Genomic DNA, 26,727 nt, shown 5'->3' on the forward strand with positions numbered 1-26,727 from the left:
CCGCTCTGTCTCCCTAAAGCAAAAAAAGACGCCGGAGAGCCGCATTGCTTGCCCCACCGGTGTCTGCGTGATTAAGGAAACTGCCAGATTTTCGTATTCTGAAAGTCGACTAACAGCTTGAATGATACGCTTTATTTTTTGACTTCAAACTTGGCGCTAGCCTTTACCTCTCCCTGCTCATTGGCCGCCTGGGCTTCACACTGCCAGGCGTCGGCAGTCTCACCCACGACCTTTCCGGTGACAACAATCCGCTCGCCAGGCCGTGTCATCGACCGAAAGCGAGTTGAGAAGCGGAGCAGGTTTTCGACGCCGCACCACTTGCCGATCGCGTGACCGATAAATCCTTTGATCATCATGCCGTGGGCAATTACCCCGTCCAAGCCAACCTCCTCGGCATAGGGAACGACGGTATGGATAGGATTAAAGTCGCCAGAGGCACCGGCATAGCGTACTAGCTGCGTATGCGTAATTTCCCCCTTCTCCAAAGGTGGAAATTCAAAGCCGATTTGCATACAGTTTCCCTCCTCTTTACGATCTCTCGATAATGGTAGATCGGCTGATCAATACCAGCTCGCCGCGCTGATTTTTGTACTTGTTTTCCACAACGACGAAATTCATGCCGGCTCTGGTATAAGCGTCGATGACCTCGCCCTCGCATGTAATCTGGTCGCCTACGGCCATGGCGCCTACGTATTCGTACTCCTGTCCGGCATGCAGCACCTTTGCCATGTTCAGCTGGAGAACGTCCTCCATCGGTCTTTTGCTGCCCCAAAATTCAATGACAGTCGCAAATGTCGGCGGAATGCGCTTGCCTGTCTCGTAGTCTGGATTGTCGTCGCCCAGTGCCTGTGCAAATTCCCGTATCTTACCCGCCTCGATCGTAAAGGTGAACGGTTCCAGCCGCATTCCTTTCCGGGATTCATTCATCTCTATTCCCTCTTTTCCCTCAAAAATCAACAGTGCTGAGAGCAGGTGCATGTCTTTTTCCTTAAAAAGGATTCGACTCGCGCTGTTGTTCTTCCTCTAAAATGCCCACTGAAAGGTTTGAGAACGTATGTAAGCAGTACTGCCTATCGCAAGCTTTCAGGAGGAACGTGCCTCGAGATTGGGATCTTCAAAACGGTAGCCGATGCCATACACGGTTTTAATAAATGCGGGCTCTTTCGGATCGTCTTCCACTTTGTGTCTGAGATTTTTGACATGCGTATCGATTGTTCGGTCATACCCTTCAAAGTCCATCCCCAGCACTTCCTTGACCAGCTCCTCCCTCGTCCAGGTCCGCCCGGGGTGACGGATCAGCGTGATCAGCAAGCGGTATTCATTCGGCGTCAATTCCACCATCTGGCCCTTTTTCCAGACGCTTTTGTCGCCATGTGAAATCGTCAAATCGCCGAATTGCACACGGTCACAGAGGGATTGGTAATCGCCGGCTCTCCTCAGAATCGCCCGTATGCGGGCCACGAGTTCGCGGGGGCTAAACGGCTTCACCAGGTAATCATCCGCTCCCAGCTCCAGTCCAGTGATCCGGTCTGGCTCTCCGCTTTTTGCCGTAAGCATCAAAATCGGAACCCGTGATTCCCGGCGAATTCGCTCGCACACCTCTTCTCCGCTCATGTCCGGAAGCATCAAATCCAGCAAAACCAGATCGATTCCGGTGGAATGTGTCCACTCCAGCGCCTCTGTTCCCGACGCCGCCGTGACGACATGATAACCTTCCTTTTGCAAGTAGGAAGAGAGGATTTCGACAATTTGCGGTTCATCATCCACGATCAGTATGGTTGACACGCCAACTCATCTCCGTCTTCAAAAATAGAAAAAAGATCCCAGGGGACACCTGGGACACATCTGTTAATGCGCTTTGTTGCCGACAGTCGGGTCCTCCACGAACTTCTGATGTCCTTCGTACAGGACGGAGTTGACCATTCCCGCTGCGGCATGATGCAGATCATGGCAGTGGAACATCCATTCCCCCGGGTTATCCGCTTCAAACGCCACGACATAGCTTTCGCCCGGCTTGACGTTGAGCGTATCTTTCATCAGGGGAGAGCCTGTGAGGGCTTTGCCATTTTTGCTCAGAACCTGGAAAAAATGGCCATGCAGATGCATCGGGTGGTCAGAGGAGCCTTTGTTCACCATGGTGACTTTCACTTTGTCCCCTTTTTTGACGTTTAGCGGCTTGATATCCGGATACGTCTCTCCATTAATCGTAAAGACCGGATCCATCCCGTCTTTCCCCATTTTTTCGCCCAGGTCCATCTGGTATTCCTGGTCGTATTTCATGTCGAGGCCGAAAACCCCTTTGCCGCCTTGGCCGTACGCCGTCAAATCGACAGGTGCCGCCTCTGCCTGGGCGACGCTGTTTTCCTTTGCTCCGGCTCCCTGTACTTTTACGGGGATCCGCATTCCTTTGGCCGCTTCGGTCTTGTTCAGGCTCTCGATGACCCAGTCCCCATCACGGCTTTCTACAAACTCGATATCGTAGCGTTCTCCCGGTGCGATCGTGAACGGCTGGTCCTTGATCACGGCCGGGTCCTTGATCGGTTGACCATCTGCGCTTGCAATTTTGTACTCCTGTCCTGGCAGACGAAGCGTGTGGCTTTGGAAGCCCGCATTGACGAAGCGGAGCCGCACGCGCTCTCCTTTTGCTACCTCGAGCGGTTCGATAGCGTCTCCCGTTTTTCCGTTCACCGAAAACGTCGTGTACATCGCTTGCATCATCTGGTCGTGCATGGCTCCCGGCGGCACCTGTGAATTGCTGTGCTCCATGCCAGGCATGCTCGTGTTTCCGTGGCTTCCGTGATCCATCCCGCCCATATTCATGCTTCCATGATTCATGGTCTCAGAATTCGTCTTGCCGTGATCCATACGCTCGGAACCCATCTTGCCATGATCCATTTCTCCCATGTTCATGCCCGCATGCCCTTGGGAGCCCGTATTCCACTCGTCGAGAACCAGTGTATAGTCTCGTTGAATCTGAGCCTGGTCTGGTCCCTCAACGACAAGCGTTCCGTAAAGGCCGAGGTCCTCCTGATTGGCGCTGTCCTGATGGGAGTGGTACCAATACGTCCCGGGGACTGTTGCGGGAAACTCATAAGTAAAGGTCTCTCCCGGCCGTACTGCATTCTGCGTCGTTCCCGGGATTCCGTCCATATTGTTGGGGACGGGGTAGCCGTGCCAGTGAATCGTCGTTGGCACCTTCAACTCGTTCTTCAGTGTGACGCGGATAACCTCGCCCACTTTCGCCCGGATTTGGCTGCCGGGAACAACACCGTTGTACGTCCATACAGGTACGTTTTTATCCTTGGACAGTGCCCATTCCGCTTCCTTGGCCACCAGTTCAAAGCTGCGGACTGTTTGTCCATTCTCCTGCAGTATTTCGGGCTTTGCCATATATTGAGCATGTGCTTTTGTTTCACCGCCCGCTCCGTAGAAAAAAGCGCCGGCCGCTGCTATCGCTACAATTCCGGCACTGGCTGCGCCTATGAAGACCTTCTTTTTCATCGACCTGCCTCCTCCTGTTTGTTCTACGGTGCCAGCGTATCAAAATCTCGTGAAGAAATTATGGAGACTTCTCTTTTTCTGTCCATTTAAACAGCAGAAAAACGGAAGCTGCGAGTATGACCGCGATTATCAGACGAAATTTGTTCTCGGAGAAAAAGACAAGATCGTGACCGATAAATGTTTCCATGACGAGCGACGGCGTCTTTCCGATCATCGTAGCGAGAAAGAAATCGGCAAAAGCAATCGTGGAGAAAGCCGCTCCTACATTGACCACCCCGGAAGGCAATAAGGGATTTACACGCAACAGTATCAGCGTCAGCAATCTGCGCCCGCGCGACATGCCGGAAAGACTTTTCAGCCACCTGGCTTCCCTTACCTTTTGCAGCTTGGCCGAACGGGATATTCCCCAGCGGTACAGAACAAACGAAACGGTCGCTCCCAGGATTTCTCCCGCAAGCGAAATGAAAAACCCGCCCCATAACCCGAACACGACCGCATTTGCAGCAGACAGGAACAATGAGGGCAAAACACCAGCGACACTAATCAGCACATTGATAAGCAAGCTGGCGATAATTGCAAATACTCCCCACGAGCGAATCCAATCCGCTGTGGTTACGACCAACTCAGACCACTCCACGAAGGCAATCCTCCTCTTTCTATTTTGGACAAAACATTCTTCCGCAATCTTCTACATCCGAAAAACCAAGACCGTCATAGTCTATCCGAGCACGTATCTCCTAATCTTTCATGTCGGAATCATCAGAATACCATATCTATCTTTCTTACGAAAATGGCTGCCACGAGATTCATTTTCTCTACTCCCCGCCACTGGAACCCGATACAACCGGGGACTCCCCCGGACAATGCGGACGCATCCACTCATTCACGGAACTCCATTCTTCGCCTTTTGAAGGAAGAGATTCTCACCGAATGAAGGCAAAAAGCATGGCTCCACTCAACGTAGGACCGACTCTCGTCGGCTACAGTAATCCTCAGAAGCCGGTCAGCGAAAATAAAAAAGCCGCCCTTCGCACTTTTTTCATGCGAAGGGCGGCGTAGTACACCTGTCAACTTGCCAACTTCAAGGCCGCTACATGCACATACGCTTTGCTGGCTGCAGCGGGCTTGGTTTACCGCCTTCTATCTTCCGGTCGAACACGTAAACGGTGATGGCCAAGTCTGCATCCATATTGATATCGCTGAAGAGTGTGATCAGCTTGGCACCTACCAAATTTTCGAGCTTCTCGACTACTTCAGCCCTCTTGTAGATGTCTTTCACCAGCTTTGTGCGGGTTTCCTGTATCATCTTTCTGCCCTCGTCGGAGTCGATCATCCATTTTTCTACCTCGGTCAGATTGCCTTTCATCTCGATAATCGCCCATGACCCGACAAATCTGGTCCGAATCTTTTCAGGACCATTTCCGACGTATTGCTTGCGAATCTCGCGAACAAGCCTGCTGAATTGATGTTCGACCTGATTGGACACAGATATTTCACCACACTCTAGGAATCCACTACTCTTTTAATCCTTGACCCATGCCCTTCAGGAGGTTCATGCCAAAGGAGACGGCACGGTTGATGTCAGGGTCCTGCAGCGCCTTGATCAGGTCGAATATCCCGACCTTTTCGTCCTGACGCAGGCCCTCTTCCGCTTTTTTCAAGCCCTTTGCCAGACTTCCCGCCAGCTTTTTGGTCATCTCAGGCTCAAGCTCTGTGAGCGATTCCGCTACTGCCATGGCATTGTTGATCGCTTTGGTTACCGGCGGACGGACCAGTTGGCCAACAGCGATCTTGGCTACCTCTTCTTTTGCTTCCACGAGGGAAACGACAGCTCCGAGAATGCCGCTCTGATGGAGCTCCTGCAGCAGCTTGATCGTTTCGCGAATGCCATCTGCGTTCAGGGCTGTGTCGCTTAAAACCTGCTCGAGCGCTTTGGCTCGCTTCTCTTCCTCGGTCAGTACGGGTTGAACGATCTTGGTCGTCGGCTTCGCCATTATTTCACCCCTCCCGGCTGGTTCACATCTGCGATTGGCGCATAATCGCCTCTCGCCCATTTGCGTTCCACCTGAACTCCCAGCTGCGGATTTCGCTTCGCATAGCGCGGGTTATACAACGGCAGAGGATTCTTGCCGGTCGCCTCCAGGATTTCCATGCGAACCTTCGTCTGTTTGTAAGCTGGTGTCTGGGTCCGAACGTCTACGGCATTCCCGGTTAACACGTTGATCGCATTTTCATGGCTGACCGAGTTCATCGGAACGTACAGCTCTTTCCCCTGTACGCGGTCTGTCACGACAGCGCGCAGCTTGATCGCTCCGTATGGAGATACCAAACGGACAAGTGTGCCATCCTGTACGCCCCGCTCTTTTGCGAGCTCAGGCGACACCTCTACGAACACATCCGGCACTTTGTACTGAATGCCTTTTGACTTGTTCGTCATATTGCCCTCGTGGAAATGCTCCAACAGACGGCCGTTGTTGACGATCAGATCGAATTCTGCCGGATACTCGACGGGCGGAACGTAATCGACCAGCGAGAAGCGGGCGCGTCCGTCCGGGAAGTTGAACCTCTCCAAATACAGGAGCGGCTCGTCTGTGCCGTCCGGCTGTACCGGCCAAACCAGACTGTTCCATCCTTCCAGGCGCTTGTAGGAAACGCCGGAGAATACCGGGCTCAGAGACGCAATCTCGTCCATGATTTCGCTTGGATGCTGGTAGCCCCAGTTGAAGCCCATGCGAGCGGCGACTTCAGTGAGAATCTGCCAGTCCGGCTTGGAGCCTTCCAGCGGCTCAAATACTTTGTACAGGCGCTGAATACGGCGCTCCGTATTGATGAACGTACCGTCCTTTTCCAGAGACGGCGCAGCAGGCAGGATCACATCTGCGAACTGGGCTGTCTTTGTAAAGAAGACGTCTTGGACGACGAAGAATTCGAGCTGGCTGAGCATCTCCTGCACATGGTTGGCGTTGGAATCGATCCATGCCATGTCTTCGCCCATCAGGTACATCGCTTTCAGCTCGCCTCTGCCGACCGCTTCCAGCATCTGAATGTTCGTATAGCCTGGCTTTGGAGAGATCGATACGCCGTAAGCCTCTTCGAACTTCTTCCGGATGTTGTCATCGGCAATGCTCTGATAGCCGGGGAACCAGTTCGGCAGGGACCCCATGTCGCAGGCACCCTGCACGTTGTTGTGACCGCGCAGCGGGTATGCCCCAGCGCCCGGACGTCCAAAGTTTCCGGTAACGAGCAGCAGATTGGAAATAGCTGCGGAAGTGTGCGAGCCGCCGACGTTCTGGGTCACGCCCATGCCCCACAGGATGCATGTGCCATCTGCTTCGTGTATCATCGTGGCTGCTTTGATCATTTGCTCGCGCGGAATGCCGGTAATTTCTTCAGCGTACTCCAGCGTGTATTTTTCGAGCAGGGCCACGAATTCATCGTAATGATTGGTACGCGCCTTGATAAAGGCTTCATCATGCCAGCCCTGGTCGATGATGTATTTCGCGACAGCAGAGAGCCAGACGAAATCGGTTCCCTGGCGCGGGTGAAGATACAGATCAGAACGTTCGGCCATTTCATGCTTGCGCAAATCGGAGACGATCAATTTTTGGCCAAACAGCTTTTTCGCACGCTTTACACGAGTCGCCAGAACCGGATGGCCCTCGGTCGGATTGGCCCCGACGATAATGACCAGGCCAGCGGAAGCGATGTCCTTGATCGTACCGGAGTCAGCGCCAAAACCTACGGTCGACATCAAGCCATCCGAAGCAGGCGATTGGCAGTAGCGGGAGCAGTTGTCCACGTTGTTTGTTTCAAATACTTGCCGGGCCATTTTCTGCATCAGATACGCTTCTTCGTTTGTCGTCTTCGAGGAGCTGACAAAGCCAAGCGCATTGCCGCCATATTGTTTTTTGATCGCCGACATTCTCTCGGTCATGTAGCTCAGTGCTTCGTCCCATGTAGCAGGTACGAATTCATCCCCTCTGCGGATCAGCGGAGTGGTCAAGCGCTGGTCGCTATTGACGAAATCCCAGCCGAATTTCCCTTTTACACAAGTGGAAACGCTGTTTACCGGCGCATTTTCCGATGGCTCGATCTTCAAAATTTTGCGGTCGCGGGTCCACACTTCAAACGAGCAGCCTACGCCGCAGAACGTACAAACGGTCTTCGTCTTTTTCGTGCGCGTATCGCGCATTGCCGCCTCGATCTCGGAAATGGCCAAAATGCTGCTGTATCCCGGCTCTACTTCCTTCACCAGGTCGATCATCGGGGTCAAGAGCTCCTGATCCATCGAGGTCATGAAGCCCGCTTCGCCCAGCATCGATTTTTCCATCAAGGCGTTGCACGGACACACGGTCACGCATTGACCGCAGGAAACGCACGAAGAGTTGTTGATAGAGCGATCGTCATCCCAAATTACGCGAGGCATTTCACGCTCCCAGTCGATTGTCAGGGTCTCGTTCACCTGCAGATCCTGGCAAACCTCGACACAGCGTCCGCAGAGGATGCATTGGTTCGGATCGTAACGGTAAAACGGGTGGGACATGTCAACCTCGTACCCTTTTTCCCGGAACGGACGGCTTTGGTGCTCCACTTGCAAAAGCTCCGTCGTGTTGTGCACCCGGCAGTTGCCGTTGTTGTTGTCACAGACTGTACAGTACAGCATGTGATTTTCCAGGACGCGATCCATCGCTTCCTTCTGGGCTGACCGAGCCTTCTCGGAAGCGCTCAGGATTTGCATGCCTTCCGCAACAGTCGTCGAACAGGCGCGCATGATCTTCCCGTCGATTTCGCACATACAAGTATCACAAGTCTGTATCGGTCCAAGAACGGGCGAATAGCAGATATGCGGGTGCTCGATTTCCTGCTCAAGCATGTAGTCGAGAAGGCGCGTGCCTTCAGCCGCTTCGTGTTCTTCCCCATTTAATTGAAAACGCACTTTTTTCTGTTCCATGGTTCCTCCTCTGTGCCAATGCGATCAAAACTTTTTTAGAAAACATGGTCTGGCCTAGCCTTTTGGCGGCGATTTGCACCCAAAGGAGCACTAGTTTCGCTGCTTTCCATGATGTCGACAGATGAATGACAAGCATCCGCTCGACCATAAAAAAACCCACCATAAACCAACTTGTACAAACCAGGTTTGCGCAAGTCGCTTTATGGTGGGTTAACACTTAGCATCTTTCATACCAGTTATCAATCCAACCATTTGGGTCGCGGAAGCCAGAATGTGCCAGGAATAATTCATTCCCGCAACATCGATGCACTTCCCTTTCCCATTATAATCAAACAGGTGGATTTTGCAAGAGAAAACCCTTTCATAGAACGTAACTGAGCCGCCGTTTTTTGCTGACTGGTGCTTGTAATGCGGCAAAACGGATCAGCGGCAGAACAGGAAAATGGAAGGAAGCGACGAATAGTGCTAAAGAGAAGCTATGGAAAGGAAGGATACGCCAGATGGATTGCATTTTCTGTAAGATCGTTAAAGGAGAGCTCCCTGCCAAAAAAGTTTACGAGGACGAACACGTGGTGGCTTTCCATGACATCAACCCCGTCGCCCCTGTACACGTACTTGTCATCCCCAAAAAGCACATCACTTCTCTCCTGGACATTCAACCGGAGGACAAGGAATTGATCGGCCATCTGCACCTGTCTTTGCAAAAGGTAGCGGCAGAAATGGGTGTACAAGAATCCGGATTCCGTGTCATCACCAACACGGGCCAGCACGGTCAGCAAACCGTATTTCACATCCACTACCACTTGATCGGCGGCCGTCAGCTCGAGTGGAAGATGTAAAAAAGACAACGCCAGCGTCACGATTCAGACGCGGCGTTGTCTTTTCTTTTTTTACCCTTGCTCCTTGCTTTTTTCAAGCGAAGCGATATGCTCGGCGATCAGCTTTCCGTGGTGCCTGCCGTTTTCAATAAAAATCGCGTTTGCATGCTCGCCGGAGGCAATCACACCAGCGATGTACAAACCGGGTACATTGGTCTCCATCGTGTCCGGATTGTGGACGGGCTCGCCTGTCTGCGGATTCGTCGCTGCTCCGAGTGAACGCAGGACGCTGCGGTCAGGTCGAAAGCCGATCAAGGAAAAGACGAAGTCATTTTCGAGAGTGACTTCTCTCCCCTCTGTCACGACCACCAGATTGCGCTCGGCAATTTCCTTTACAGTAGTGGAATAGAGCACCTGTATGCGTCCTTTTGCGGCCAAGCTTTCAAAAACAGGCCTCGTCCATGCTTTTACCCGATCGGAAAGCTGCGGCTTGCGGCAAATGACCGTCACTTCGGCACCGGCGCGCTCAAGTTCCATGGCAGCATCGACCGCGGAGTTGTTGCCGCCGATGATCGCCACCTTCATCCCCGCATACGGATGCGCTTCCGTAAAAAAGGAGCTCACTTTATCAAGGTTTTCGCCAGGCACATCAAGCCTGTTCGGATTGTCAAAGTATCCCGTCGCAATCACCAGGTACCGGCATGTATATGTGTGCTTTGTCTGAAAACGGTCTACAGACTGCACAGAAAAACCGCCGTTCACCTTCTCTACATGAACGACCGTCTCATAGCTGTTGATCCGCAGCTGATTGCGGGCTGCCACCAAACGGTAGTATTGAAGAGCTTCCAGCCGTGTCGGCTTTTCGTTCGGCGTCGAAAACGGAATGTCTCCGATCTCGAGAAGCTCTGGCGTACTGTGAAAAATCATGTAGGTCGGATAGCGATAAATTGAGTTGACCAACGTTCCTTTCTCGATGACCAGCGGGTCGATTCCCTGTCTTTTCAATTCGACAGCGGCGGCAAGCCCGCACGGTCCCGCTCCAATAATCAGTACCTGCTCCATGGTTCCCATCCATCCTCCCATGTCTTTCCGTCTCTATTTTTCTTGGAGCCAGCTTTCCGTGCACGTTCACACGCAAGCGCGGCCAGAAGTTTATCTGTTTCCATCATATCATACCCGCAAGCGGCGATTGACACTCCCTTCCATAGCCATACCTGTTTTCTATTTCCAGAAAATGATGAATGAAAGAGGTTTTTCTATTCTTTACACTAGAAGAGACATAGAAAAATTACAGACGAAAGAGTAGAGCCATGCGAAAACGTAACGTACATATCATGCTTAGCTTCATATTGTGGGCAACGTCACTGTTGTCCGTCTCTGTAGGTGTCTCTGCATCGACCGCTGCTGCGCTCAAGGATATTTCGGCAAGCTATGCAAAAGAAGAGATCCGCTCGCTTTATCAAGCCGGTATCGTCCTGGGCGATGCCGATGGTTACTACCGGCCGAAAAAGGCCGTAACCCGCGCAGAGTTCGTCGCCATGCTGACCCGCACGTGGAAGCTCAAGACGGTATCAAGCCAGTTTCCTGCCTATTCCGATGTGCCAAAGAGCTCCTGGGCTTATGGCGCCGTCCAGGCCGCGGTCTCCCTCGGTATCGTAAACGGCACGACGCCAACCGCCTTCTCGCCTAATCGCACCATTTCCCGTCAGGAGGCAGCGGCACTGCTCATTCGAGCGATGGGAATGGAACCGTCCCAGCCAGCCTCCCTGCCTCTCAGTGATGCCTACAGCGTCGCCTACTGGGCAAGACCGTATGTGGCAGAGGCAATCCGCCAAAAGCTCCTGGTTGGCTACCAGGGATATTTCCGTCCAAACGCTCCGCTATCCCGTGAAGAGACGGCGGTACTTCTCAGCAGGGTGAAGAAGAAAATCGATCAGCAAGCGAAAGGCAAGACTCCCGTCATCCTAGGCTGGCAGTACCGGTCTACCGTGCAGGAGTTCATTGATCTGGTCAAAGACACTCCGGTCAATACGCTGTCTCCCCGCTGGTTTTACTTGCAAGCCGACAGCTCGATCGCCGATCACACCGATGCCACTCTTGTCAGGTGGGCTCACCAGAATGGCAGAAAAGTATGGGCGATGTTTGGCAACCGCTTCGATGCCAACGCAACCCACAACGCGCTCTCTGTACCGGCAAACCGCGCAGCCGTCGTCAATAAGCTGGCTCAACTGAGCGACAAGTACCAGATTGATGGAATCAATATCGACTTTGAAAATATCAAGCCCGGTGACCGCGAAGCCTTTACAGCTTTTGTCAAAGAGCTGGCGCAGGCCATGCATGCGAAAGGCCGAACGGTCTCCGTCGATGTTCCGCCTGATACACAGACGGATTGGAGTGCACCGTACGATTACGCCAATCTGGCACGGTATGCTGATTATATCGTTTTAATGGGCTATGAAGAGCATTGGAGCGGAGGCCCTTCTGCCGGTTCCGTCTCATCGCTGCCCTGGCTCGTCAAAAGCTCAAACAACCTTTTGACGCAGATCCCGGCCGACAAGTACATCGTCGGTCTGCCGCTCTACACTCGCGACTGGTCTAAAGTGAATGGCGCTTGGCAATCAACCGATTTGCTGATCCTGGAGTCCTACCGGCTCATCTCGCAAAACAAACCTGCTATCAACTGGAATCCGGCAACCTCGCAGTACAAGGCGACGTACTGGAAAAACGGGACTGCTCATTCGATCTGGCTGGAAGAGAGCCGATCGCTTGGACTGAAAATGCAGGCGAGCATGGAACTGCCTATCGCCGGATTTGCCTACTGGTACGTGGGAGAAAAACTGCCCGATGTATGGAACGTCATCTCCAATGTCATCACCATGCAAAAGCTGAAAAACAGAAAGTAGTGAAGCTGCAGCTTGCAATCAAGCTTTGCTCAAACAAAAACAAGCCTGGCGCATCAGGCTTGTTTTTCTTTGATCTCAACCGATTTTTTGAAGCAGCCGCCCTTTTAACTGGGCTAGCATATCCTTTGTCATTTTTTCCAGATCGTACTCTGCCGTAAATCCCCACTCTTCCCGTGCGGCGCTGGCGTCGATCGAGTTCGGCCAACTGTCGGCAATCGCCTGACGCACAGGGTCTACCTCGTATTTCAGCGTAAACGAAGGAATCAGCTTTTGAATCGAACGGGCGACGTCTTCCGGCTCAATGCTCATCGCCGTGACATTGAACGCATTCCGATGCTTCAATTTGCTCGGATCGGCCTCCATCAGGGTGATAATCGCCTTTAAAGCGTCCGGCATGTACATCATGTCCATGTACGTCCCTTTTGCGATATAGGAAGTATAGGTACCGTCGGTGATTGCTTTGTAATAAATCTCCACCGCATAATCCGTCGTTCCCCCGCCTGGAGGTGTCACATAGGAAATCAGGCCAGGAAAACGTACCCCCCTCGTATCTACGCCGAACTTGTGGAAGTAGTAGTCACATAAAAGCTCGCCGGACACTTTATTGACCCCGTACATCGTGGTCGGCCGCTGAATCGTGTCCTGCGGTGTCTGATCCTTCGGCGTGCTCGGTCCAAAGGCTCCGATCGAACTGGGGGTAAAGAATTGGCAGCCAAGCTCGCGTGCCACTTCCAAAGCGTTGACCAGACCGCCCATGTTCAAATTCCAGGCCAACAACGGTTTGGCCTCAGCGGTCGCGGAGAGCAGAGCGGCCAGGTGCATAATGGTGTCGACCTGATGCTTTTTTGCGATATCGAACATGGCTTTTGCATCCGTTACGTCCAGCTTTTCAAACGGCCCCGCCTGCAGTACGTCACTGTCTTGCGGCATTTTGATGTCAGTGGCAATGACGTTATTCGCACCGTATTCTTCGCGAAGTCTGGCAGTCAGCTCGGAACCGATTTGTCCCAAAGCCCCGGTGATCAGAATCTTTTTCATTGCAGAATCCCCATTTCTTTGCCCACTTTTTCATAGATGTCCAATGCCCGGTCCAGCATCTCTTTGGTATGGGCTGCTGTCGGCATATTGCGTACGCGGCCGGTGCCGCGCGGAACGGTCGGGAATACGATCGCTTTCGCATACACGCCCGCTTCGTACAAGCGCTTGCTGAATTCCTGCGTTTTTTGCTCATCGCCAATCACGCATGGAGTAATCGGGGTCTCGCTATGCCCGATGTCGAAGCCCAGCTCCTTTAGACCCTTTTTCAGATAGTTGCCGTTTTCCCAGAGGCGATCGTGCAATTCGGTGCTGCTCTGCAAAATATCGATCGCCGTTATGCTGGCAGCCACATCAGCTGGCGTGAGAGCAGTGGAAAACAGGAACGGTCTGCTGCGTACCTTGAGCCAGTCGATCAGCTTCTGTTTGCCTGCCACGTATCCACCGATGACACCGATCGCTTTGGAAAGCGTTCCGATTTGGAAATCGATTTTATCGGACAAGCCAAAGTGCTTGACAGTACCTGCCCCTTTGCCGAGCACGCCAGAGCCATGTGCATCGTCCACATACGTGATCAAGTCAAATTCCTCAGCCACTTCAACGATTTCCGGAAGCTTGGCAATATCCCCATCCATGGAGAATACCCCATCGGTAATGACCATCACTTTTTTATACTTGCCGGACTCGACAGCTTCCTTGGCTTTTGCCCGCAGGTCGTCAATGTCGGAGTGTTTCACCCGAATGATCTGCGCTCGGGAAAGGCGGCAGCCGTCGATGATGGATGCGTGATTCAGCTCGTCAGAGAGAATGGCATCGTCCTTGTCCATTACAGCGGAAATTGCCGCCATGTTGCAATTGAAGCCCGACTGGTAGGCAATCGCCGCTTCGGTATGCTTGAAAGCGGCCAGCTTCTCTTCCAGTTGAACGTGCAGCTCCAGCGTACCGTTAATCGTCCGAACGGCCCCTGCCCCTACGCCGTACTTTTGCGCCGCTTTGACGGCAGCATCGATCAGGCGCTGATCAGTGGCCAAACCCAAATAGTTGTTCGAGGAAAGATTGATCAGCTCTTTGCCTGAGATGGTGATTACCGGACCATTTGCACTTTGCAGAGGATCAATGACGTTATACAATCCTTTGCTTTTCAGATCCGCCAGATTTTCTTCCAAGAAAGCGTCCAAAATCTTACTTGACATATACATGCCTCCCTGCCAGGATATTTTCCGGAAAACCAGCATTTGTTGAAAAAGAATACATGCGACGAAAACAGATGTCTCCGTGGTATGTACAGTAAAATATGGCACAAACCTTTGTATAATAGCGTTTCTTTACTCATATTATCATTTTATTTCAAAAACGTCCATATGACATAGACATATTGTAAGCGGTCACATTCTCTTCGCCCTTATCTCGGCTTTTTCTTTACACTCCCCTTTTTTCAGGTCATTTAGCCCTTTTCCTGTGGTTCTACAGGTATCTATAGCCTAGCCTTTTTGTTCTCATTCTTTGCAAAAACAAAAAAGCCGCAGCATCTTATGCTGTGGCCTGTACTCGGTCCTACTCTGCATTCTTTTCCGATTTGAATCGTCCCACGGGAGCATCGGCTGACCGTTCAAATCCGTCAGGGCTCCATTGGTGCGAGATGCTTGCCTCAAGCGGCTGGCCATTGGCCATATGCTTTTGAACAATTTCTTCGGCAAGCTGCGGGGTTACATTCCGGTACCACGTTCCTTCCGGATATACGATCAGAACGCATGAATCTTCACATCGCCCATTGCAGTACGTTTTTGTCGTATGTACCAGATCATCCAGTCCCGCTTCCTTGATCGCTGAGCGGAATGCCTTCGTTACTTCTTCTGCACCTGCCCGGGTGCAGCTTCCCCCATTGCACAAGAGTACGTGCTTCCGGGTACGCGATAAGTTCCAAGTAGCCATTTTATCTTCTCCTTCTTCCCTTTTTCTCTCTGCTGCTCGTCGCCTCAATCCACCGAATTCCGTTGCCCGGCTGCCGGGAAAAGCATCGTGACGGACGTTCCGATTCCTTCTGCACTCCGGATACTGATCTGGCCATCATGGGCTTCCACCAGCCCTTTGGCAATCGTGAGTCCAAGACCCGCCCCGCCGCGTTCCCGGTTTCGGGAGCGATCCCCCCGGTAAAAACGGTCAAAGATATGGGGAAGGTCTTCGGCAGCGATGCCGCTTCCATTGTCCGATACAACCGCAACGATTCGATCCCGTTCCTTTTTTACAGTCAACCGGATCTCTCCATGAGGGGCTGTATGCTTCCAGGCATTGGATAGCAGATTGGTGAACACTTGGGCAAGCCGATGGCGGTCCCCAAGCACCATCGCTTCACCTTCTAGCTGCTTTTTGAGCACGATGTTTTTTTGCGCCAGGGCGGCACTCATGGCGTCCGCAGTCAGCTCTGCAATCTTGCTTATGTCCACCATGTCCTGATTGATTTTGAGCGTTCCTGATTCTGCCTGAATGACTTCATCCAGATCGCTGACCAACCGGATTAAACGCAGCACCTCTGCTCGCGTCGCCTCCAGATGCTCCGGCGACGCTTCCCATACCCCGTCAATCATTCCCTCTGTCTGTGCGAGCAAAGTGTTAAGGGGCGTCCGCAATTCGTGAGAAATATCTGACGTCAAACGCTTGCGCAGCTGCTCTTGATGTTCAAGGCTCTCAATCAGATGATTGAATCTGTCGACCAACCCGGCTAGCTCATCCTTGCCGGACGTGCCCGGTACGCGCACTGACCGGTCTCCTCTCGATACAGCTATCGAGGCATCACTAATCCGTACGATCGGCTTTACCATGTTTTTGGCAATACCAATGCTGACCACGATAACGACGACAATCAGGATCAGCATCGTCCACAACAACGCGTTCGTATGGGCCCTTTGAAAATGTGTCTCAACAGAATGAGACGGAGCTTTTTCATGATGACTGATGGTCAAGTAACCGACCGTTTGGCCATCGACAGCAACCGGCAGCTTGGTGTATCCAGAGCCACGCACCGCAGACTCATCGCCGAATTGTCCAATCCGACTCTGATTCTGGTCCTGTAGCACGATTCGCAGGCCGAGCACTTTGGCAATCGCATCCATCTGGGAAAACGCACGCTCTCCCCAACGATTTTCGGCCTCATATGCCCTGCGGGCCACCTCCAGAACGTCCTGACGTTCCAGTTGTCTTGCTTCGTTCACATACATGGAAAAATGAATATCCATTTCTTTGATCGAGAGCAAGGCAGAGATGAGAATACCGCTCGCCCCTACGGCCATGAAGGCTAGAGCGAGCTTCATCCAGATGCGTTTCATCCCGATTCCTCCGCTGCGCAAGAGATAATCACCCTGTTTGAAAGCTCTAATGTCTTATTTTAGCAGAGAACGCTCAGGCTTTCACATGAAAGAGCACATTTGGGTGCGCTCACCCCGAAAGTCCAATGGTTTCTCTTTTCTTCTGCCCACAATGTAAAGCACACTTGACATATATGTAAAGTAAACTTTACGTAAAGCAGGCTTTACAGAAAGGATGTGAACCATGAAAAACCGGATAAGGGAAAAACGTTTGGCCAAAGGCTGGTCGCAGGAATACTTGTCGGAAATCGTTGGCGTCTCGAGACAAACCATTATTTCTTTGGAAAACGGCAAGTACAATGCCTCTCTGGTCCTCGGACACAAGCTGGCGCAAGCGTTTGAATGCGCCATTGAAGATTTATTCATTTTTGAGAGAGATGAAAACATATGACTGAAACAATCGGTACGTATGCAGGGCTGTTTGGCGGGATGCTATTGGGGCTGTTGAGCTTGTATTTGGGGAACCACTTCGCAAAGAAAAAACGGGCACTGGATGAGCGCCACCACTTGATCCGAACGAAGGCGAGAGCTGCTTCCTGGTTCGTCACCCTGGCTGCGATTTACCTCTTCTTTGTGCTGGTCCTGCTGAACGCCGTTAGCTCGATCACCTTCATTCTGGCAATGCTGATCATGGTCCATATCGGAAGCTGGGGATGCTTCGTCTTTTATTATCAGCACAAGCTTTGATGTAGAAGTCTTGTGAACAAAAGGCAAATTATGGTACGTTTAAAACAATAAGCAGCAAGGCGGTGATCTGCACATGCAGTCGGTGAGTGTTCCAGATGAGGTCCAACTGCTAATGGAAAGCTATAAAGAGCAGGCCCAGTCTGCATTTTCAGATCACCTGTCCGGAATATATGTCTATGGCTCCATTGCCTTGGGAGCCTTTGCTTCCGGAAAAAGCGATATTGATTTTCTGACGGTTTTTCAAAATGAACCGACGCGTGAGGATCTCACAAGCATACAAAACATCCATAAAAGACTGCAAAGAACCAATCCGCTGGCGAAAAGGATGGACGGCATGTACTTGTCGGCAGAGCATCTGGGCAAAACCAACCAGCAAATCCCTTCATATATTTACGTCGCCGACGGAAAAGTCCGGCAGGGCTATTGGGATATAAACGCTGTAACCTGGTGGACCGTCAAGCATCATGGCATCCCCGTTTACGGCCCTGAACCTGCCGAGCTTGAACTGTCCATCGGCTGGGATAACGTCGTGGATGCGATGAACATTAATTTGAACGTTTACTGGAACAAACGCGCAGAGTACGCAGCCCTTTATCTTGTCGATGAATTGCTGGCGGATGCGGTATGTACGCTCAGCAGGATTTTGTATACATTGGAGTGCAAAGAAATCGGTTCAAAAGTGCAGGCAACCCAATACGCCCTTCACACTCTGCCTGCCCATTGGCATTCCATACTGACGGATGCACTCCAGATCAGACAAGGGGAAAAGAGGAAAATCGGCCTTGTCTCCCGTTGGCGTCGAGCGAAAGAAACGCAAGCTTTTATCCGTTTTATCATTCAACATTGCAATAATCGCCATATGTTGACATCAATCAAAGCGTAAAGCGGATTCCTATTTCCGAAGGAGTAGATTCACATGTTGAACAACTGGTGGTCTGCCGGCGGGCTTTTGACCGGAATAGCCGGGTCAGCGACAGCTTTGGCAATTTCTTGCCAGTTCATCTTTGGCGATGCCTTCAGAGGCCTTGATTTCTTGCTCTTTCTATTGATTTTGCTGCCCGCTTGTTTTGCCTTGATCACATCATTTGTGCCGGCGCCGCTGATCCTGATTGCTTTTGTTTGGTCCCTGCCGTTAAGCGTTTACCTCTGGGTCGCATCCAATGTGGAGTGGTTTGCGCTCACCTGTGCCGTTTATCTTCTCTCTGCCGTCCTTAAATTCAAGGGTTCACGAGTCGCTTTTTAACCGTGCTCAAGTCCTCGCCACTCCTTCCGTCATCCCTCCTTCAGATACAATTTCGGAAACCCGTACGCGTCTCGTCCGGTCTCTTTCCTCCCTGCCATCTGTCTCGGCATCCGCAAATCGTTTTGCTCTTCTTCCATCAGCCGCTTCCGCTCGTCGTTCATCTACTCCTCTCTTTTTTTACAATCAACCAACTTCTTGATTCCGTTACTATCTCACAGCAGCATCTATTCGTCATTTCTTTATGCTCCTGCTCGAAATAGGAACAAAAATTCCCATCAACCTGCTTTTTTGATAGAATGTATGTTCGGGAACGATCCTGTTTTATTCATTGCGACATAAAGGGAGGACGGTTTGATGTCTGTCATAAAAAAACGAGATTCCATACAATTGCTGCAGCTGATTCCCGAGTTCCCCTGGTACGTGGAAAAATTCGTCGAGCATAAAAAGAGCAAGAAAAGTTCTCCGTCCACCTTGGTTGGATACCTGCGGGATTTTTCCTTTTTCTTTCGCTGGTTGATGGCTGAAGGCTTGACGACTGCCAAAGAAATGAAAGACATCCCCTTGGAGACCTTGAACGATTTAAAGAAGGAAACCGTGGAAAGCTATATGCTCTATCTGCAGGAATCGCATTTGTTTGAGCGGGCTGGCCTTTTGCAGAAGCCGACGCGCAGCGCCAAGCGTGAATACAGCGACCGGACCATCCACCGTAAAATCTCGAGTCTCAAGTCCCTGTTTACGTATCTGTCCGCACTCGCGGAGGACGAGAATGGAGAGTCTTACCTTTCCCGCAATGTCATGGCCAAAATCGAATTGGACTTTGTCGAAGCGACACCGCTTGCGCGCGCCCATGCCATCCGTGCAAAAATCCTGATTGACGATGAGATTCACCAGTTTGTCGATTTCGTCCAGAACGGGTACCAAGCCCACTGCGACACCACAAAAAAACTGCAGTACTACCGCCAAAACCGTGATCGGGATACGGCCTTGATCGCATTGATACTCTCCGGCGGCTTCCGCGTCTCAGAAATCGTCAATCTGGATTTGTCTGACGTCGTACTGGAGAAAAACCAATTAAAGATGGTGCGAAAAGGAAAAAAAGAGGATGCCCCTTTCTTCAGTGACTGGGGAAAAGCGTATTTGCAGCGGTATCTGGCAGTACGCCATACCTATAAACCGGACGAGAAGGAACAAGCCCTTTTTTTGGCTGTCTCTCCTGCCAAGCCCCATGGACATCGGATTGAGGTCCGTACTGTGCAGAAGCTGGTGAAAAAATATGCGCAGGCATTTGGCATTCCCGATCTGTCTGTCCATAAGCTGCGCCACAGCTTTGCGACCCAATTTTTGCGGCTCAATCCTGACGCCCACCAGCTTCAAGCTCAACTGGGTCATTCCAAGATCGAGACGACCATGCAGTACGCCCATGTGCTGGAGGACGCTCTGAGCAAAGCAGTCAATCGAACGACGTAATGACCAGTCAATAATGAAGGATCGGATCAGTTTGCAAAAAAGCCGATCGGCTCTTTAAAAAACCGATCGGCTGCATGTGATTCCTATCAATTAGAATGTCGCAAGCCGACAGACTCGCCTTTTGACGTCTTTTAGAGTACTCTGGCTTTTTTAAGGCTGCCTCACCTGAATCTTTTCCGCGAGGGCTTTTTCCTTTTCCTGCTGTGACAGAATCTTCAACTCTGTCATTCTCTCCAGCACCAGATGCTGTCTTGCCATCGCCTTTTCGCTGTGCTTGACAGGCGAGTAAGCCTCGGGCGCTTTCGGCAGCGATGCGAGTATGGCGGATTCGCCGACCGTCAACGTATCGATCGCTTGCGAATTTCCTTTCCCAAAGTAAAACTGTGCCGCATTTCCGATTCCGTACTGGCCGTGTCCAAAGTAGATGACATTCAAATACATCTCCAAAATCTCTTGCTTTGTGTAACGGCGCTCCAGCTCCATCGCGATCGCCATCTCTTTCATTTTGCGCCACATCGTTTTATCCTGGGTCAAAAACAGGTTGCGGGCCAGTTGCATGGTAATAGTGCTCCCGCCTTGGACATAGGCCCCCTCCTGGAGATCAATCCATACAGCCCGGGCCAATGCAGCCGGGTCTACCCCGCCGTGCTGCATAAACCGATGATCCTCGATGGCGACGAATGCCTTCCACAGATGTTCCGGCATTTCTTCTATCGGAATGTACCCGGACGAGCTGTCTTTCAAAGCTTGCAATCGGCTGTCATCGATCCAGGCGCTGCCTGCAGTCGTCATGAGGGACGGGACCAGGTAAGTCAAGCAAATAATGCATAGCGACAGAACCGCTATCCATTTTTTCCAATTGCCCACTGGGCGAATTCGCTTAGTTTCAACGCGTGGAAGCGGATTGATCTCGTTGGTCGTGAGGGTAACATGGTTCATCTGGAATCACCCCTTCTATCGTATCTATCCTTATCATACGAATGAAGAGGGGTTCTTCCCATCGAATCCACTTACACATTCCTTACATTTCCGTAATGTTTCAACGGACGGTGTCACTAAACAAAAAAAGCCCCGGCTTCATGCAGCCGGGTTTGATCGAATTTATGAGCGGTGTTGCTCTTTTTGTCTTTCCTTAAGCCGCAGCTCCACCCGTCGGATCTTTCCTGAGGTTGTCTTCGGCAGGTCGGTGACAAATTCTATTTTTCGCGGGTATTTGTAGGGAGCGGTCATTTTTTTCACATGATCCTGAAGCTCTTTCACCAAGTCATCGGAAGGCTCGATTCCTTTTTTCAGGACGACAAAGGCTTTGACCACTTGTCCGCGCTCAGGATCAGGGCTGGCTACGGCCGCACATTCCGCGACTGCCGCGTGCTTGACCAGCGCATCCTCCACCTCAAATGGACCGATCGTGTAGCCGCCGGAAATGATAATATCGTCTGCACGTCCCTCAAACCAGATGTATCCCTCTTCATCCATCCGCCCTTGGTCGCCGGTAACATACCAGTTGCCGCGGAAGGCCCTGGCCGTACGCTCCGGATCGTTCAGGTAGCCGCGGAACAGCGCAATCATCTCACGGTCAATCGCGATGTCGCCTACCTCGCCCTGCGGCAGCTCGTTGCCCTCTTCGTCGATAATTGCGACACGGACGACAGGAGATGGTCTGCCCATCGAACCCGGCTTTGGCTCCATGCCTACGAATGTTCCGACCAAAAGCGTATTTTCCGTCTGTCCGTATCCATCTCGCACGGTGAGGCCGAACACACGGCGGAACGTATCGATCACTTCCCGGTTCAGCGGCTCGCCAGCGGAACACGCACTGCGAAGCGCTTGCAGGGAGTAGTTCTCCAGGCCCGATACTTTGGCCATCAGGCGGTACTCCGTCGGGGTCGCACACAGTACCGTGATCGGGTACGCTTGGAGGTGGGCCAGATACACCTCGGGATCAAAACGTCCCTTGTAAACGAACGCTGTCGCTCCCATTCCCAGTGTTGCCACAAAGGGGCTCCACACCCACTTTGCCCAACCAGGTCCCGCTGTTGCCCAGACGAGATCGCCTTCCCGTACGTCCAGCCAAAGCTTGGCTGCTACAGCCAGATGTGCAAAAGGCCAACCGTGAACATGCATGACTCCCTTCGGTCCGCCGGTCGTACCGGATGTGTAAGAGAGAAAGGCCAGATCATCCGAACGAGTATCCGCACAGGAAAATTCGTCAGATTGTTCAGCCAACAGCTCCTGCAAGGCGATCCAGCCCTCGCAGCTCTGACCAATTGTGACAAAGCGCGAAAGCGACGGACAGTTTTGACGAATCATGTCTACTTCGGACAGGACGGCATCGAAACTGATAATCGCCTTTGCTTCGGCATGAATCGCACGGTACTCAATATCTTTGCTGCGAAGCATCTCTGATCCTGGCATGACGACTGCTCCCAGCTTCATCAGACCCAAGTAAATGGCATAAGCTTCGATCCCTCTCGGAACCAGCACGAGCACTTTATCTCCTGCTTCAATCCCCAATGATTGAAGACCATTGGCAACGCGATTGGAATAGCGGCGCAGTTCTTGGTACGTGAGAATTCTTTCTGTCCCATCGTCACTTAATTCCCAGACAGCCCGTCTTTCGGGATCACGATCGGCCCATTGGTCTACCTGTGCGGCAAAATTGTAGCGCTCCGGCATCTGTAGCTGCATGTACATTCCCCCATTTTCATCAGGTATAATAGGAAGATTCTCCAAATTTTCAATTTTTCCTTTTTCAGAAATTTTGGATTCCTAGCTCCTGCGTCTGAGCAGGATCCAGGCGCCTGCATAAACAGACGCAAGCCCCATTTCCTCACGATATGACCGCCAGCCTGTCTGTATGCTTTCGCTTGGGGTGAGCGCAACGTATAGGATAGCCCACAACCCTATGCCCATCAGCAGCAGACCGATCCGTTCTCTGCGGACAAAATGCGCTCGCGAACGCGAAAAGGTTAGCATGGCAATCAGGAGCACCACCACTCCTGCATGCAGGGCATTAACAGGGAGGTAGTAGCTTCCATTCAGTACCCATCCCCAGCCTTCGGTCTCCACCCCGTACTGCTTGACAACAATCGAATACACCGCAGCCAGAAAGGCAAAAGCACTGAGTGTCCATTCGATCGTTCTCTCTAATGGCCATTTTCCTCGAAAGGCTTGCAGAGCGAAAACCAGCAACCCGCCGACTGCGGCAGCTTCCAGACCGTACGCTCCGCCACTGTACAGCAGCCATCGGGAGGGCTGCAGCCACACCGCTTTTCCGGCTTCCAACACTGGCCACAGCTTGTACAAAAGAAGCCCAGCCAATAATGCGTTGCTGCCTGCCTGCAAAAACGACTGGATCCCTTCCCGCTTCTCTTCGACTCGTTTGATCCAAAATCCATAGAGAAGGAGTGCTAGGACGACAGACAGGACGCTGGCTGAAAAGTGCAACGGACCGATTGACAGCATTGCCCCCGGTTCCAGCATTACGGATTTCCTTTCTTCAGCAGGGGTTGTACAACCCGTTCAAATTCTTCGATCGTCACCGGACCCATTTTTTTGTACACAATCCTGCCGTCCGCATCTAGGACAAAACTCGTAGGCATGGCGATGATCTGGTACTCTTTGCTGATTTCTCCCTTGGGATCTGTGACGATGGGATAGTCTACCTGGTATAGCTTAACAAAATCCCGTGCCGCCTCCTCCGAATCATTGTAGGTCGTGTTGATCCCTATAAAGGAAACTTGATCCCCATACGTTTTATGCAAGGAAGTCAAATCGGGCATCTCTGCTTGGCAAGGCGGGCACCAGCTGGCCCAGAAATTCAGAAAAACAGGTTTGCCCCTCTGCTCTGCAAGCGACATCTCTTCTCCATGCAAGGACATCCCTTGAAAATCCGGGGCCAGATACCGGACCTCCGGTTTGGCTATCATCTCGTTTACGTTCTCCTTTTGACTGCCTGTCCCTACTGCTAAATAAGTAGACAAAGCGACAATCGCCAGAACCAGCATGTAACGAATCTTCATCGCTAATACACACCTCCTGTTCTTGCAAACAAAAACCTTCCATCATTTGTCAACCTATCTATTGTAACAAAAGCACTCCGCTTTCGTCCTAGTTAATATAGAAACAACATGGAGAGAAAGTCTGCAAAAGCGAAGAAAAAAAGACTCCCACGCATAAAGCATGAGAGCCTGTATCTTTGCGGATACGCGGATTTTTTATTCAGGAATGACGCGCTTTACTTTTACCACACGGCGTTCCCAGTTCGTACCATCGAACTTCGAGTATGTAACCCCAGGCTTACCGTACGTATGCAAAATTTTTCCGTTCCCTGCATAAATGGCGACATGCGTGATCCGGTCAGACGATGTGTTGACGGATGCTTTCATGAAAATCAGATCGCCTTTTTTCACGTTTTTCAAAGATACGCTTTTCCCTACTGTGGATTGCTGGCGAGAATCGCGTGGCAGCGTAATTCCCGCTTCTTTAAACACACGTTGGGTAAACGACGAGCAGTCAAACGTTTTGGTCGTGTTTTTGCTAGAGCCGAATTTGTACGGTGTACCCATGTATTTCTCACCGTTTTTAATTACCTGGTTGGCAATAGCGGTAGCTTCCGAGCCATTGTCGGGCGTACTTGGCTTTGAAGCAGACTCTTCTTTTACATACCGTCTGGCGCCCAAGAATTTCTTTTCATATGCGGAGTATTTTTTCACCACTACTTCATCTTGGCTCTGCGAAGAGTAGATAAATTGATCGTTCCCCACATAAATCCCCATGAAGGAAGGATTGCCTTTCCCATTGGAGGAGAAGAATACGAGATCCCCGGCTTTAACGCTTGTCCGGCTTACTTTGGTCCCGCCGCGATACAATTCAGAGATCGTATCATCAATTTTGATTCCTGCTTTGCCGTATACATACGTGGCCAATCCCGCTGAACCGAAGCTGTTCGGCCCTTCGGCACCAAATTTGTAATCTTTGCCCAGCAGCGATTTGGTCAAGCTCACGATTTGTTCAGACTTCCCGGAATCTTGCGAATAAGCGGCCGCTTGTCCAACTTGACCACCCATTAACAGGGACGTACTCAGCATGACGGCGATAGTCGATTTCATCACCCAATCTCTTTTCGTCACTCTCTTTTCCTCCTTGTCATGTTGTGATCCCTCAATCGGGTACAAGCACAGGTTACCGCAGGAGGAAACGGGAGGATAAGACCGTAAAATTTACCAATGCGTTTTTTGGTAACTTGGCCCTACACGAAAAAAGAGTCTCAAACATTGCCATGAATGCCTTTTAGTTCCCTGGGCCTAGATAACAAAAAATACGCGAGGCCAAGCGCAAAAAAGCCATCTTCTGCCTGATAGTGTCAGAAGATGGCTTTCATTATGCGGATTTAGACGAGTCTTGCAGTAAATTCTCCCCAGTTTTCCGATCCCCACAGGAAGCTAAAATGATCGCCGTTTTTCGTAGCTGCGACACCGGCAGGAGTGCCTGTATAAATAATATCTCCCTGGTCCAAGCCGAAGTGTTCATTTGTATAGCGGATAATGGTCATCAAATCGAAGATGACATCGCCGATATTCCCCCGCTGTGCCTGTTCGCCGTTCTTGACGAGTGTGAAATCCGTTTCCAGGCACGCTTGCAAACCTGGGAACGGCCGAAAAGCAGTGACGACAGCAGAATTCGGAAAGCCTTTTGCCAGCATCCAGGGATATCCCTTTTTCTTCAGCTCGCTCTGAACATCGCGCAGTGTAAAATCGATGCCCAATGCCATTTTGTCGACGATGTCCTCCAGCTTCGCCCCTTCGGCAAAAGGTCTGGCAATATGGATCACGAGCTCGGCTTCGTAATGCAGTTCACCGCGATTCCCCGGAAGCTCGATCTCTTGTCCATTCGCCTCAACCAGGGCATGAGTCGGCTTGCCGAAAAGCATCGGGGCCGTTGGGACCTCGTTTCCCAGCTCTGCCGCATGAAGCTTGTAGTTGCGTCCTACACAGTAAATATTCCGGATCGTTTGCATAACTTCTTCTCTCCCTCTTGCCCAATTTTCCCTCTTTTACTATATCACTGTTTGTTTTTCACGGACAGAAATCATTGCCGCCGTTCTCATCTCTTCCGCCGTACCATAAGCGCTCGTTGCCTCTGTTCTCCAGCGTCCCGATCGCTACGCAAACGGCCAACAGCATGCTGTCCAGATCTTCCTCCTCCAGTGCCTGCCAGTGCAGACGGTAAGAAAGAAGAAAGGCCTTCTCATCCAGGCAGACTGCACTTATATCGATATCCCGAATGGTTTTCAGCACGTGATATCGCGCACGCAGGGTGTCTCCAAGCGGAAACAATCCGTCCCACGTTTCGGGATCATAGCTGGAGGTGACATCGACTTGAAACGCAAGTGACTTTTCTTCCCGGCGAAACACTACATGATCTTCCTGATAAAACCCTGCCCCGCATGGAAGCGTATCTTCGAGAGAAAAGGAGACCCCCTCCGGCAGGTCTTCCGGTTTCAGTGCATGGATCAGGCGCCCGGGCAAAAGAAAGGCGCCATCTTTTCCAAGAGCAAGCTTTTCTCCCATTACGTGCACAAGAACTCCCTCTGTTTCCTCTCGAACGACAACGTACATGCAAATCCCTCCTTACCAAACAGTATGTTCGCTCGGAAGGAGTCCAAAACGAGCAAGCCGCCTTTCTTTTATCATAGAGGGTGGAATTCCACTTCTGCTTGAAAGGCAAAAAAAAAGACGTGTAACAGACCTATCATCTG

Annotated in this window: 27 protein-coding genes and 1 pseudogene; 7 read left to right on the forward strand and 21 right to left on the reverse strand. The window is 51.4% G+C overall.

Annotated elements, in window-relative coordinates:
* Positions 1 to 131: 131 nt before the first annotated feature.
* The 8 genes from V5G20_RS15000 to fdhF all read right to left on the reverse strand — a co-directional run bounded on the left by V5G20_RS15000 (position 132) and on the right by fdhF (position 8,452).
* Positions 132 to 512 (reverse strand): MaoC/PaaZ C-terminal domain-containing protein, encoded by a 381-nt coding sequence (locus V5G20_RS15000; protein ID WP_003386911.1) that lies wholly within the window; start codon positions 510 to 512, stop codon positions 132 to 134.
* A 16-nt stretch (positions 513 to 528) separates the two neighbouring features.
* Positions 529 to 927, reverse strand: coding sequence for an FAS1-like dehydratase domain-containing protein (locus V5G20_RS15005; RefSeq protein WP_024984786.1), 399 nt, complete (start codon positions 925 to 927; stop codon positions 529 to 531).
* Between the two features lie 156 nt (positions 928 to 1,083).
* A complete protein-coding gene (locus V5G20_RS15010) occupies positions 1,084 to 1,785 on the reverse strand; it encodes a response regulator transcription factor (protein ID WP_003386913.1) in 702 nt (233 codons plus the stop codon).
* Positions 1,786 to 1,848: 63 nt separating this feature from the next.
* Entirely contained in the window at positions 1,849 to 3,501 is a 1,653-nt protein-coding gene (locus V5G20_RS15015; RefSeq protein ID WP_338461150.1) for a multicopper oxidase family protein, read from the reverse strand.
* Between the two features lie 58 nt (positions 3,502 to 3,559).
* Complete coding sequence (locus V5G20_RS15020) at positions 3,560 to 4,138, reverse strand: TVP38/TMEM64 family protein (RefSeq protein ID WP_003386915.1); 579 nt, start codon at positions 4,136 to 4,138, stop codon at positions 3,560 to 3,562.
* Positions 4,139 to 4,591: 453 nt separating this feature from the next.
* On the reverse strand, positions 4,592 to 4,987 hold the full coding sequence (locus tag V5G20_RS15025; protein ID WP_003386916.1) for a DUF2294 domain-containing protein: 396 nt from the start codon (positions 4,985 to 4,987) through the stop codon (positions 4,592 to 4,594).
* A gap of 28 nt (positions 4,988 to 5,015) precedes the next feature.
* Positions 5,016 to 5,495, reverse strand: coding sequence for a DUF1641 domain-containing protein (locus V5G20_RS15030; protein ID WP_003386917.1), 480 nt, complete (start codon positions 5,493 to 5,495; stop codon positions 5,016 to 5,018).
* Entirely contained in the window at positions 5,495 to 8,452 is a 2,958-nt protein-coding gene (gene fdhF / locus V5G20_RS15035; RefSeq protein ID WP_171506226.1) for a formate dehydrogenase subunit alpha, read from the reverse strand. Before fdhF ends, V5G20_RS15030 begins: the two co-directional genes overlap by 1 nt.
* 500 nt (positions 8,453 to 8,952) lie before the next feature.
* Here fdhF and V5G20_RS15040 point away from each other — a divergent pair, with 500 nt between their 5' ends.
* A complete protein-coding gene (locus tag V5G20_RS15040; RefSeq protein WP_024984339.1) occupies positions 8,953 to 9,291 on the forward strand; it encodes a histidine triad nucleotide-binding protein in 339 nt (112 codons plus the stop codon).
* 51 nt (positions 9,292 to 9,342) lie between these two features.
* On the opposite strand, the gene V5G20_RS15045 is transcribed toward V5G20_RS15040, so the two are convergent.
* Positions 9,343 to 10,332: a YpdA family putative bacillithiol disulfide reductase gene (locus V5G20_RS15045; protein ID WP_122958610.1), complete on the reverse strand. Its 990-nt coding sequence runs from the start codon at positions 10,330 to 10,332 to the stop codon at positions 9,343 to 9,345.
* A 248-nt stretch (positions 10,333 to 10,580) separates the two neighbouring features.
* Here V5G20_RS15045 and V5G20_RS15050 point away from each other — a divergent pair, with 248 nt between their 5' ends.
* Positions 10,581 to 12,173: an S-layer homology domain-containing protein gene (locus V5G20_RS15050; protein ID WP_171506225.1), complete on the forward strand. Its 1,593-nt coding sequence runs from the start codon at positions 10,581 to 10,583 to the stop codon at positions 12,171 to 12,173.
* Between the two features lie 75 nt (positions 12,174 to 12,248).
* Here the strand turns inward: V5G20_RS15050 and V5G20_RS15055 are convergent, their stop codons facing one another.
* The 4 genes from V5G20_RS15055 to V5G20_RS15070 all read right to left on the reverse strand — a co-directional run bounded on the left by V5G20_RS15055 (position 12,249) and on the right by V5G20_RS15070 (position 16,531).
* Positions 12,249 to 13,211, reverse strand: coding sequence for an L-threonine 3-dehydrogenase (locus V5G20_RS15055; protein WP_338461157.1), 963 nt, complete (start codon positions 13,209 to 13,211; stop codon positions 12,249 to 12,251).
* The gene (locus V5G20_RS15060; RefSeq protein ID WP_024984336.1) at positions 13,208 to 14,401 is read right to left on the reverse strand and encodes a glycine C-acetyltransferase; all 1,194 of its coding nucleotides are present in this window, start codon (positions 14,399 to 14,401) and stop codon (positions 13,208 to 13,210) included. Before V5G20_RS15060 ends, V5G20_RS15055 begins: the two co-directional genes overlap by 4 nt.
* A gap of 361 nt (positions 14,402 to 14,762) precedes the next feature.
* On the reverse strand, positions 14,763 to 15,140 hold the full coding sequence (locus tag V5G20_RS15065; protein ID WP_024984335.1) for a (2Fe-2S) ferredoxin domain-containing protein: 378 nt from the start codon (positions 15,138 to 15,140) through the stop codon (positions 14,763 to 14,765).
* 44 nt (positions 15,141 to 15,184) lie between these two features.
* Positions 15,185 to 16,531, reverse strand: coding sequence for a sensor histidine kinase (locus V5G20_RS15070; RefSeq protein WP_031933310.1), 1,347 nt, complete (start codon positions 16,529 to 16,531; stop codon positions 15,185 to 15,187).
* A gap of 223 nt (positions 16,532 to 16,754) precedes the next feature.
* Between V5G20_RS15070 and V5G20_RS15075 the strand changes: the two genes are divergently transcribed.
* The 4 genes from V5G20_RS15075 (at position 16,755) to V5G20_RS15090 (ending at position 18,500) form a co-directional block, all read left to right on the forward strand.
* Positions 16,755 to 16,961 carry a helix-turn-helix transcriptional regulator gene (locus V5G20_RS15075; protein ID WP_171506224.1) on the forward strand — a complete coding sequence of 69 codons (207 nt, stop codon included), beginning with the start codon at positions 16,755 to 16,757 and terminating at the stop codon, positions 16,959 to 16,961.
* Positions 16,958 to 17,257, forward strand: a complete 300-nt coding sequence (locus tag V5G20_RS15080; RefSeq protein ID WP_003386928.1) for a hypothetical protein — start codon at positions 16,958 to 16,960, stop codon at positions 17,255 to 17,257. The genes V5G20_RS15075 and V5G20_RS15080 overlap by 4 nt, the downstream gene beginning before the upstream one ends.
* 112 nt (positions 17,258 to 17,369) lie before the next feature.
* A complete protein-coding gene (locus V5G20_RS15085) occupies positions 17,370 to 18,140 on the forward strand; it encodes an aminoglycoside adenylyltransferase domain-containing protein (protein WP_051925611.1) in 771 nt (256 codons plus the stop codon).
* A gap of 33 nt (positions 18,141 to 18,173) precedes the next feature.
* Complete coding sequence (locus tag V5G20_RS15090; RefSeq protein WP_003386930.1) at positions 18,174 to 18,500, forward strand: hypothetical protein; 327 nt, start codon at positions 18,174 to 18,176, stop codon at positions 18,498 to 18,500.
* A 29-nt stretch (positions 18,501 to 18,529) separates the two neighbouring features.
* Here the strand turns inward: V5G20_RS15090 and V5G20_RS15095 are convergent, their stop codons facing one another.
* Positions 18,530 to 18,661 (reverse strand): hypothetical protein, encoded by a 132-nt coding sequence (locus V5G20_RS15095; protein ID WP_264484516.1) that lies wholly within the window; start codon positions 18,659 to 18,661, stop codon positions 18,530 to 18,532.
* Between the two features lie 193 nt (positions 18,662 to 18,854).
* Between V5G20_RS15095 and xerS the strand changes: the two genes are divergently transcribed.
* Positions 18,855 to 19,967 (forward strand): tyrosine recombinase XerS, encoded by a 1,113-nt coding sequence (gene xerS, locus V5G20_RS15100; protein WP_003386931.1) that lies wholly within the window; start codon positions 18,855 to 18,857, stop codon positions 19,965 to 19,967.
* 150 nt (positions 19,968 to 20,117) lie between these two features.
* Here xerS and V5G20_RS15105 read toward each other — a convergent pair whose 3' ends face one another.
* The 7 genes and pseudogenes from V5G20_RS15105 to V5G20_RS15135 form a co-directional block, all read right to left on the reverse strand.
* Positions 20,118 to 20,906 carry a transglycosylase domain-containing protein gene (locus V5G20_RS15105; protein WP_003386932.1) on the reverse strand — a complete coding sequence of 263 codons (789 nt, stop codon included), beginning with the start codon at positions 20,904 to 20,906 and terminating at the stop codon, positions 20,118 to 20,120.
* A 162-nt stretch (positions 20,907 to 21,068) separates the two neighbouring features.
* Positions 21,069 to 22,655 carry an acyl-CoA synthetase gene (locus V5G20_RS15110; protein ID WP_003386933.1) on the reverse strand — a complete coding sequence of 529 codons (1,587 nt, stop codon included), beginning with the start codon at positions 22,653 to 22,655 and terminating at the stop codon, positions 21,069 to 21,071.
* 81 nt (positions 22,656 to 22,736) lie between these two features.
* Positions 22,737 to 23,450, reverse strand: coding sequence for a hypothetical protein (locus tag V5G20_RS15115; protein ID WP_243014008.1), 714 nt, complete (start codon positions 23,448 to 23,450; stop codon positions 22,737 to 22,739).
* On the reverse strand, positions 23,450 to 23,989 hold the full coding sequence (locus V5G20_RS15120; protein ID WP_003386935.1) for a TlpA family protein disulfide reductase: 540 nt from the start codon (positions 23,987 to 23,989) through the stop codon (positions 23,450 to 23,452). Before V5G20_RS15120 ends, V5G20_RS15115 begins: the two co-directional genes overlap by 1 nt.
* 270 nt (positions 23,990 to 24,259) lie before the next feature.
* A pseudogene (locus tag V5G20_RS15125) lies at positions 24,260 to 25,078 on the reverse strand (C40 family peptidase); the annotation flags it as partial.
* A 281-nt stretch (positions 25,079 to 25,359) separates the two neighbouring features.
* A complete protein-coding gene (locus V5G20_RS15130) occupies positions 25,360 to 25,986 on the reverse strand; it encodes a fumarylacetoacetate hydrolase family protein (RefSeq protein ID WP_003386938.1) in 627 nt (208 codons plus the stop codon).
* A 58-nt stretch (positions 25,987 to 26,044) separates the two neighbouring features.
* Entirely contained in the window at positions 26,045 to 26,587 is a 543-nt protein-coding gene (locus tag V5G20_RS15135; RefSeq protein WP_003386939.1) for a hypothetical protein, read from the reverse strand.
* Between the last annotated feature and the right edge of the window lie 140 nt (positions 26,588 to 26,727).

Origin of the sequence: Brevibacillus borstelensis, from assembly GCF_036700025.1 — a bacterium.
Taxonomy (GTDB): domain Bacteria; phylum Bacillota; class Bacilli; order Brevibacillales; family Brevibacillaceae; genus Brevibacillus; species Brevibacillus borstelensis.

Excerpts from the sequence above, each read along its gene's own strand:
- V5G20_RS15000 (WP_003386911.1), bottom strand. The coding sequence starts at position 512 with ATGCAAATCGGCTTTGAATTTCCACCTTTGGAGAAGGGGGAAATTACG.
- V5G20_RS15005 (WP_024984786.1), bottom strand. The coding sequence starts at position 927 with ATGAATGAATCCCGGAAAGGAATGCGGCTGGAACCGTTCACCTTTACG.
- V5G20_RS15015 (WP_338461150.1), bottom strand. The coding sequence starts at position 3,501 with ATGAAAAAGAAGGTCTTCATAGGCGCAGCCAGTGCCGGAATTGTAGCG.
- V5G20_RS15030 (WP_003386917.1), bottom strand. The coding sequence starts at position 5,495 with ATGGCGAAGCCGACGACCAAGATCGTTCAACCCGTACTGACCGAGGAA.
- fdhF (WP_171506226.1), bottom strand. The coding sequence starts at position 8,452 with ATGGAACAGAAAAAAGTGCGTTTTCAATTAAATGGGGAAGAACACGAA.
- V5G20_RS15040 (WP_024984339.1), top strand. The coding sequence starts at position 8,953 with ATGGATTGCATTTTCTGTAAGATCGTTAAAGGAGAGCTCCCTGCCAAA.
- V5G20_RS15045 (WP_122958610.1), bottom strand. The coding sequence starts at position 10,332 with ATGGAGCAGGTACTGATTATTGGAGCGGGACCGTGCGGGCTTGCCGCC.
- V5G20_RS15050 (WP_171506225.1), top strand. The coding sequence starts at position 10,581 with ATGCGAAAACGTAACGTACATATCATGCTTAGCTTCATATTGTGGGCA.
- V5G20_RS15055 (WP_338461157.1), bottom strand. The coding sequence starts at position 13,211 with ATGAAAAAGATTCTGATCACCGGGGCTTTGGGACAAATCGGTTCCGAG.
- V5G20_RS15060 (WP_024984336.1), bottom strand. The coding sequence starts at position 14,401 with ATGTCAAGTAAGATTTTGGACGCTTTCTTGGAAGAAAATCTGGCGGAT.
- V5G20_RS15065 (WP_024984335.1), bottom strand. The coding sequence starts at position 15,140 with ATGGCTACTTGGAACTTATCGCGTACCCGGAAGCACGTACTCTTGTGC.
- V5G20_RS15070 (WP_031933310.1), bottom strand. The coding sequence starts at position 16,531 with ATGAAACGCATCTGGATGAAGCTCGCTCTAGCCTTCATGGCCGTAGGG.
- V5G20_RS15075 (WP_171506224.1), top strand. The coding sequence starts at position 16,755 with ATGAAAAACCGGATAAGGGAAAAACGTTTGGCCAAAGGCTGGTCGCAG.
- V5G20_RS15080 (WP_003386928.1), top strand. The coding sequence starts at position 16,958 with ATGACTGAAACAATCGGTACGTATGCAGGGCTGTTTGGCGGGATGCTA.
- V5G20_RS15085 (WP_051925611.1), top strand. The coding sequence starts at position 17,370 with ATGGAAAGCTATAAAGAGCAGGCCCAGTCTGCATTTTCAGATCACCTG.
- V5G20_RS15090 (WP_003386930.1), top strand. The coding sequence starts at position 18,174 with ATGTTGAACAACTGGTGGTCTGCCGGCGGGCTTTTGACCGGAATAGCC.
- V5G20_RS15095 (WP_264484516.1), bottom strand. The coding sequence starts at position 18,661 with ATGAACGACGAGCGGAAGCGGCTGATGGAAGAAGAGCAAAACGATTTG.
- xerS (WP_003386931.1), top strand. The coding sequence starts at position 18,855 with ATGTCTGTCATAAAAAAACGAGATTCCATACAATTGCTGCAGCTGATT.
- V5G20_RS15105 (WP_003386932.1), bottom strand. The coding sequence starts at position 20,906 with ATGAACCATGTTACCCTCACGACCAACGAGATCAATCCGCTTCCACGC.
- V5G20_RS15110 (WP_003386933.1), bottom strand. The coding sequence starts at position 22,655 with ATGCAGCTACAGATGCCGGAGCGCTACAATTTTGCCGCACAGGTAGAC.
- V5G20_RS15115 (WP_243014008.1), bottom strand. The coding sequence starts at position 23,450 with ATGCTGGAACCGGGGGCAATGCTGTCAATCGGTCCGTTGCACTTTTCA.
- V5G20_RS15120 (WP_003386935.1), bottom strand. The coding sequence starts at position 23,989 with ATGAAGATTCGTTACATGCTGGTTCTGGCGATTGTCGCTTTGTCTACT.
- V5G20_RS15130 (WP_003386938.1), bottom strand. The coding sequence starts at position 25,986 with ATGCAAACGATCCGGAATATTTACTGTGTAGGACGCAACTACAAGCTT.
- V5G20_RS15135 (WP_003386939.1), bottom strand. The coding sequence starts at position 26,587 with ATGTACGTTGTCGTTCGAGAGGAAACAGAGGGAGTTCTTGTGCACGTA.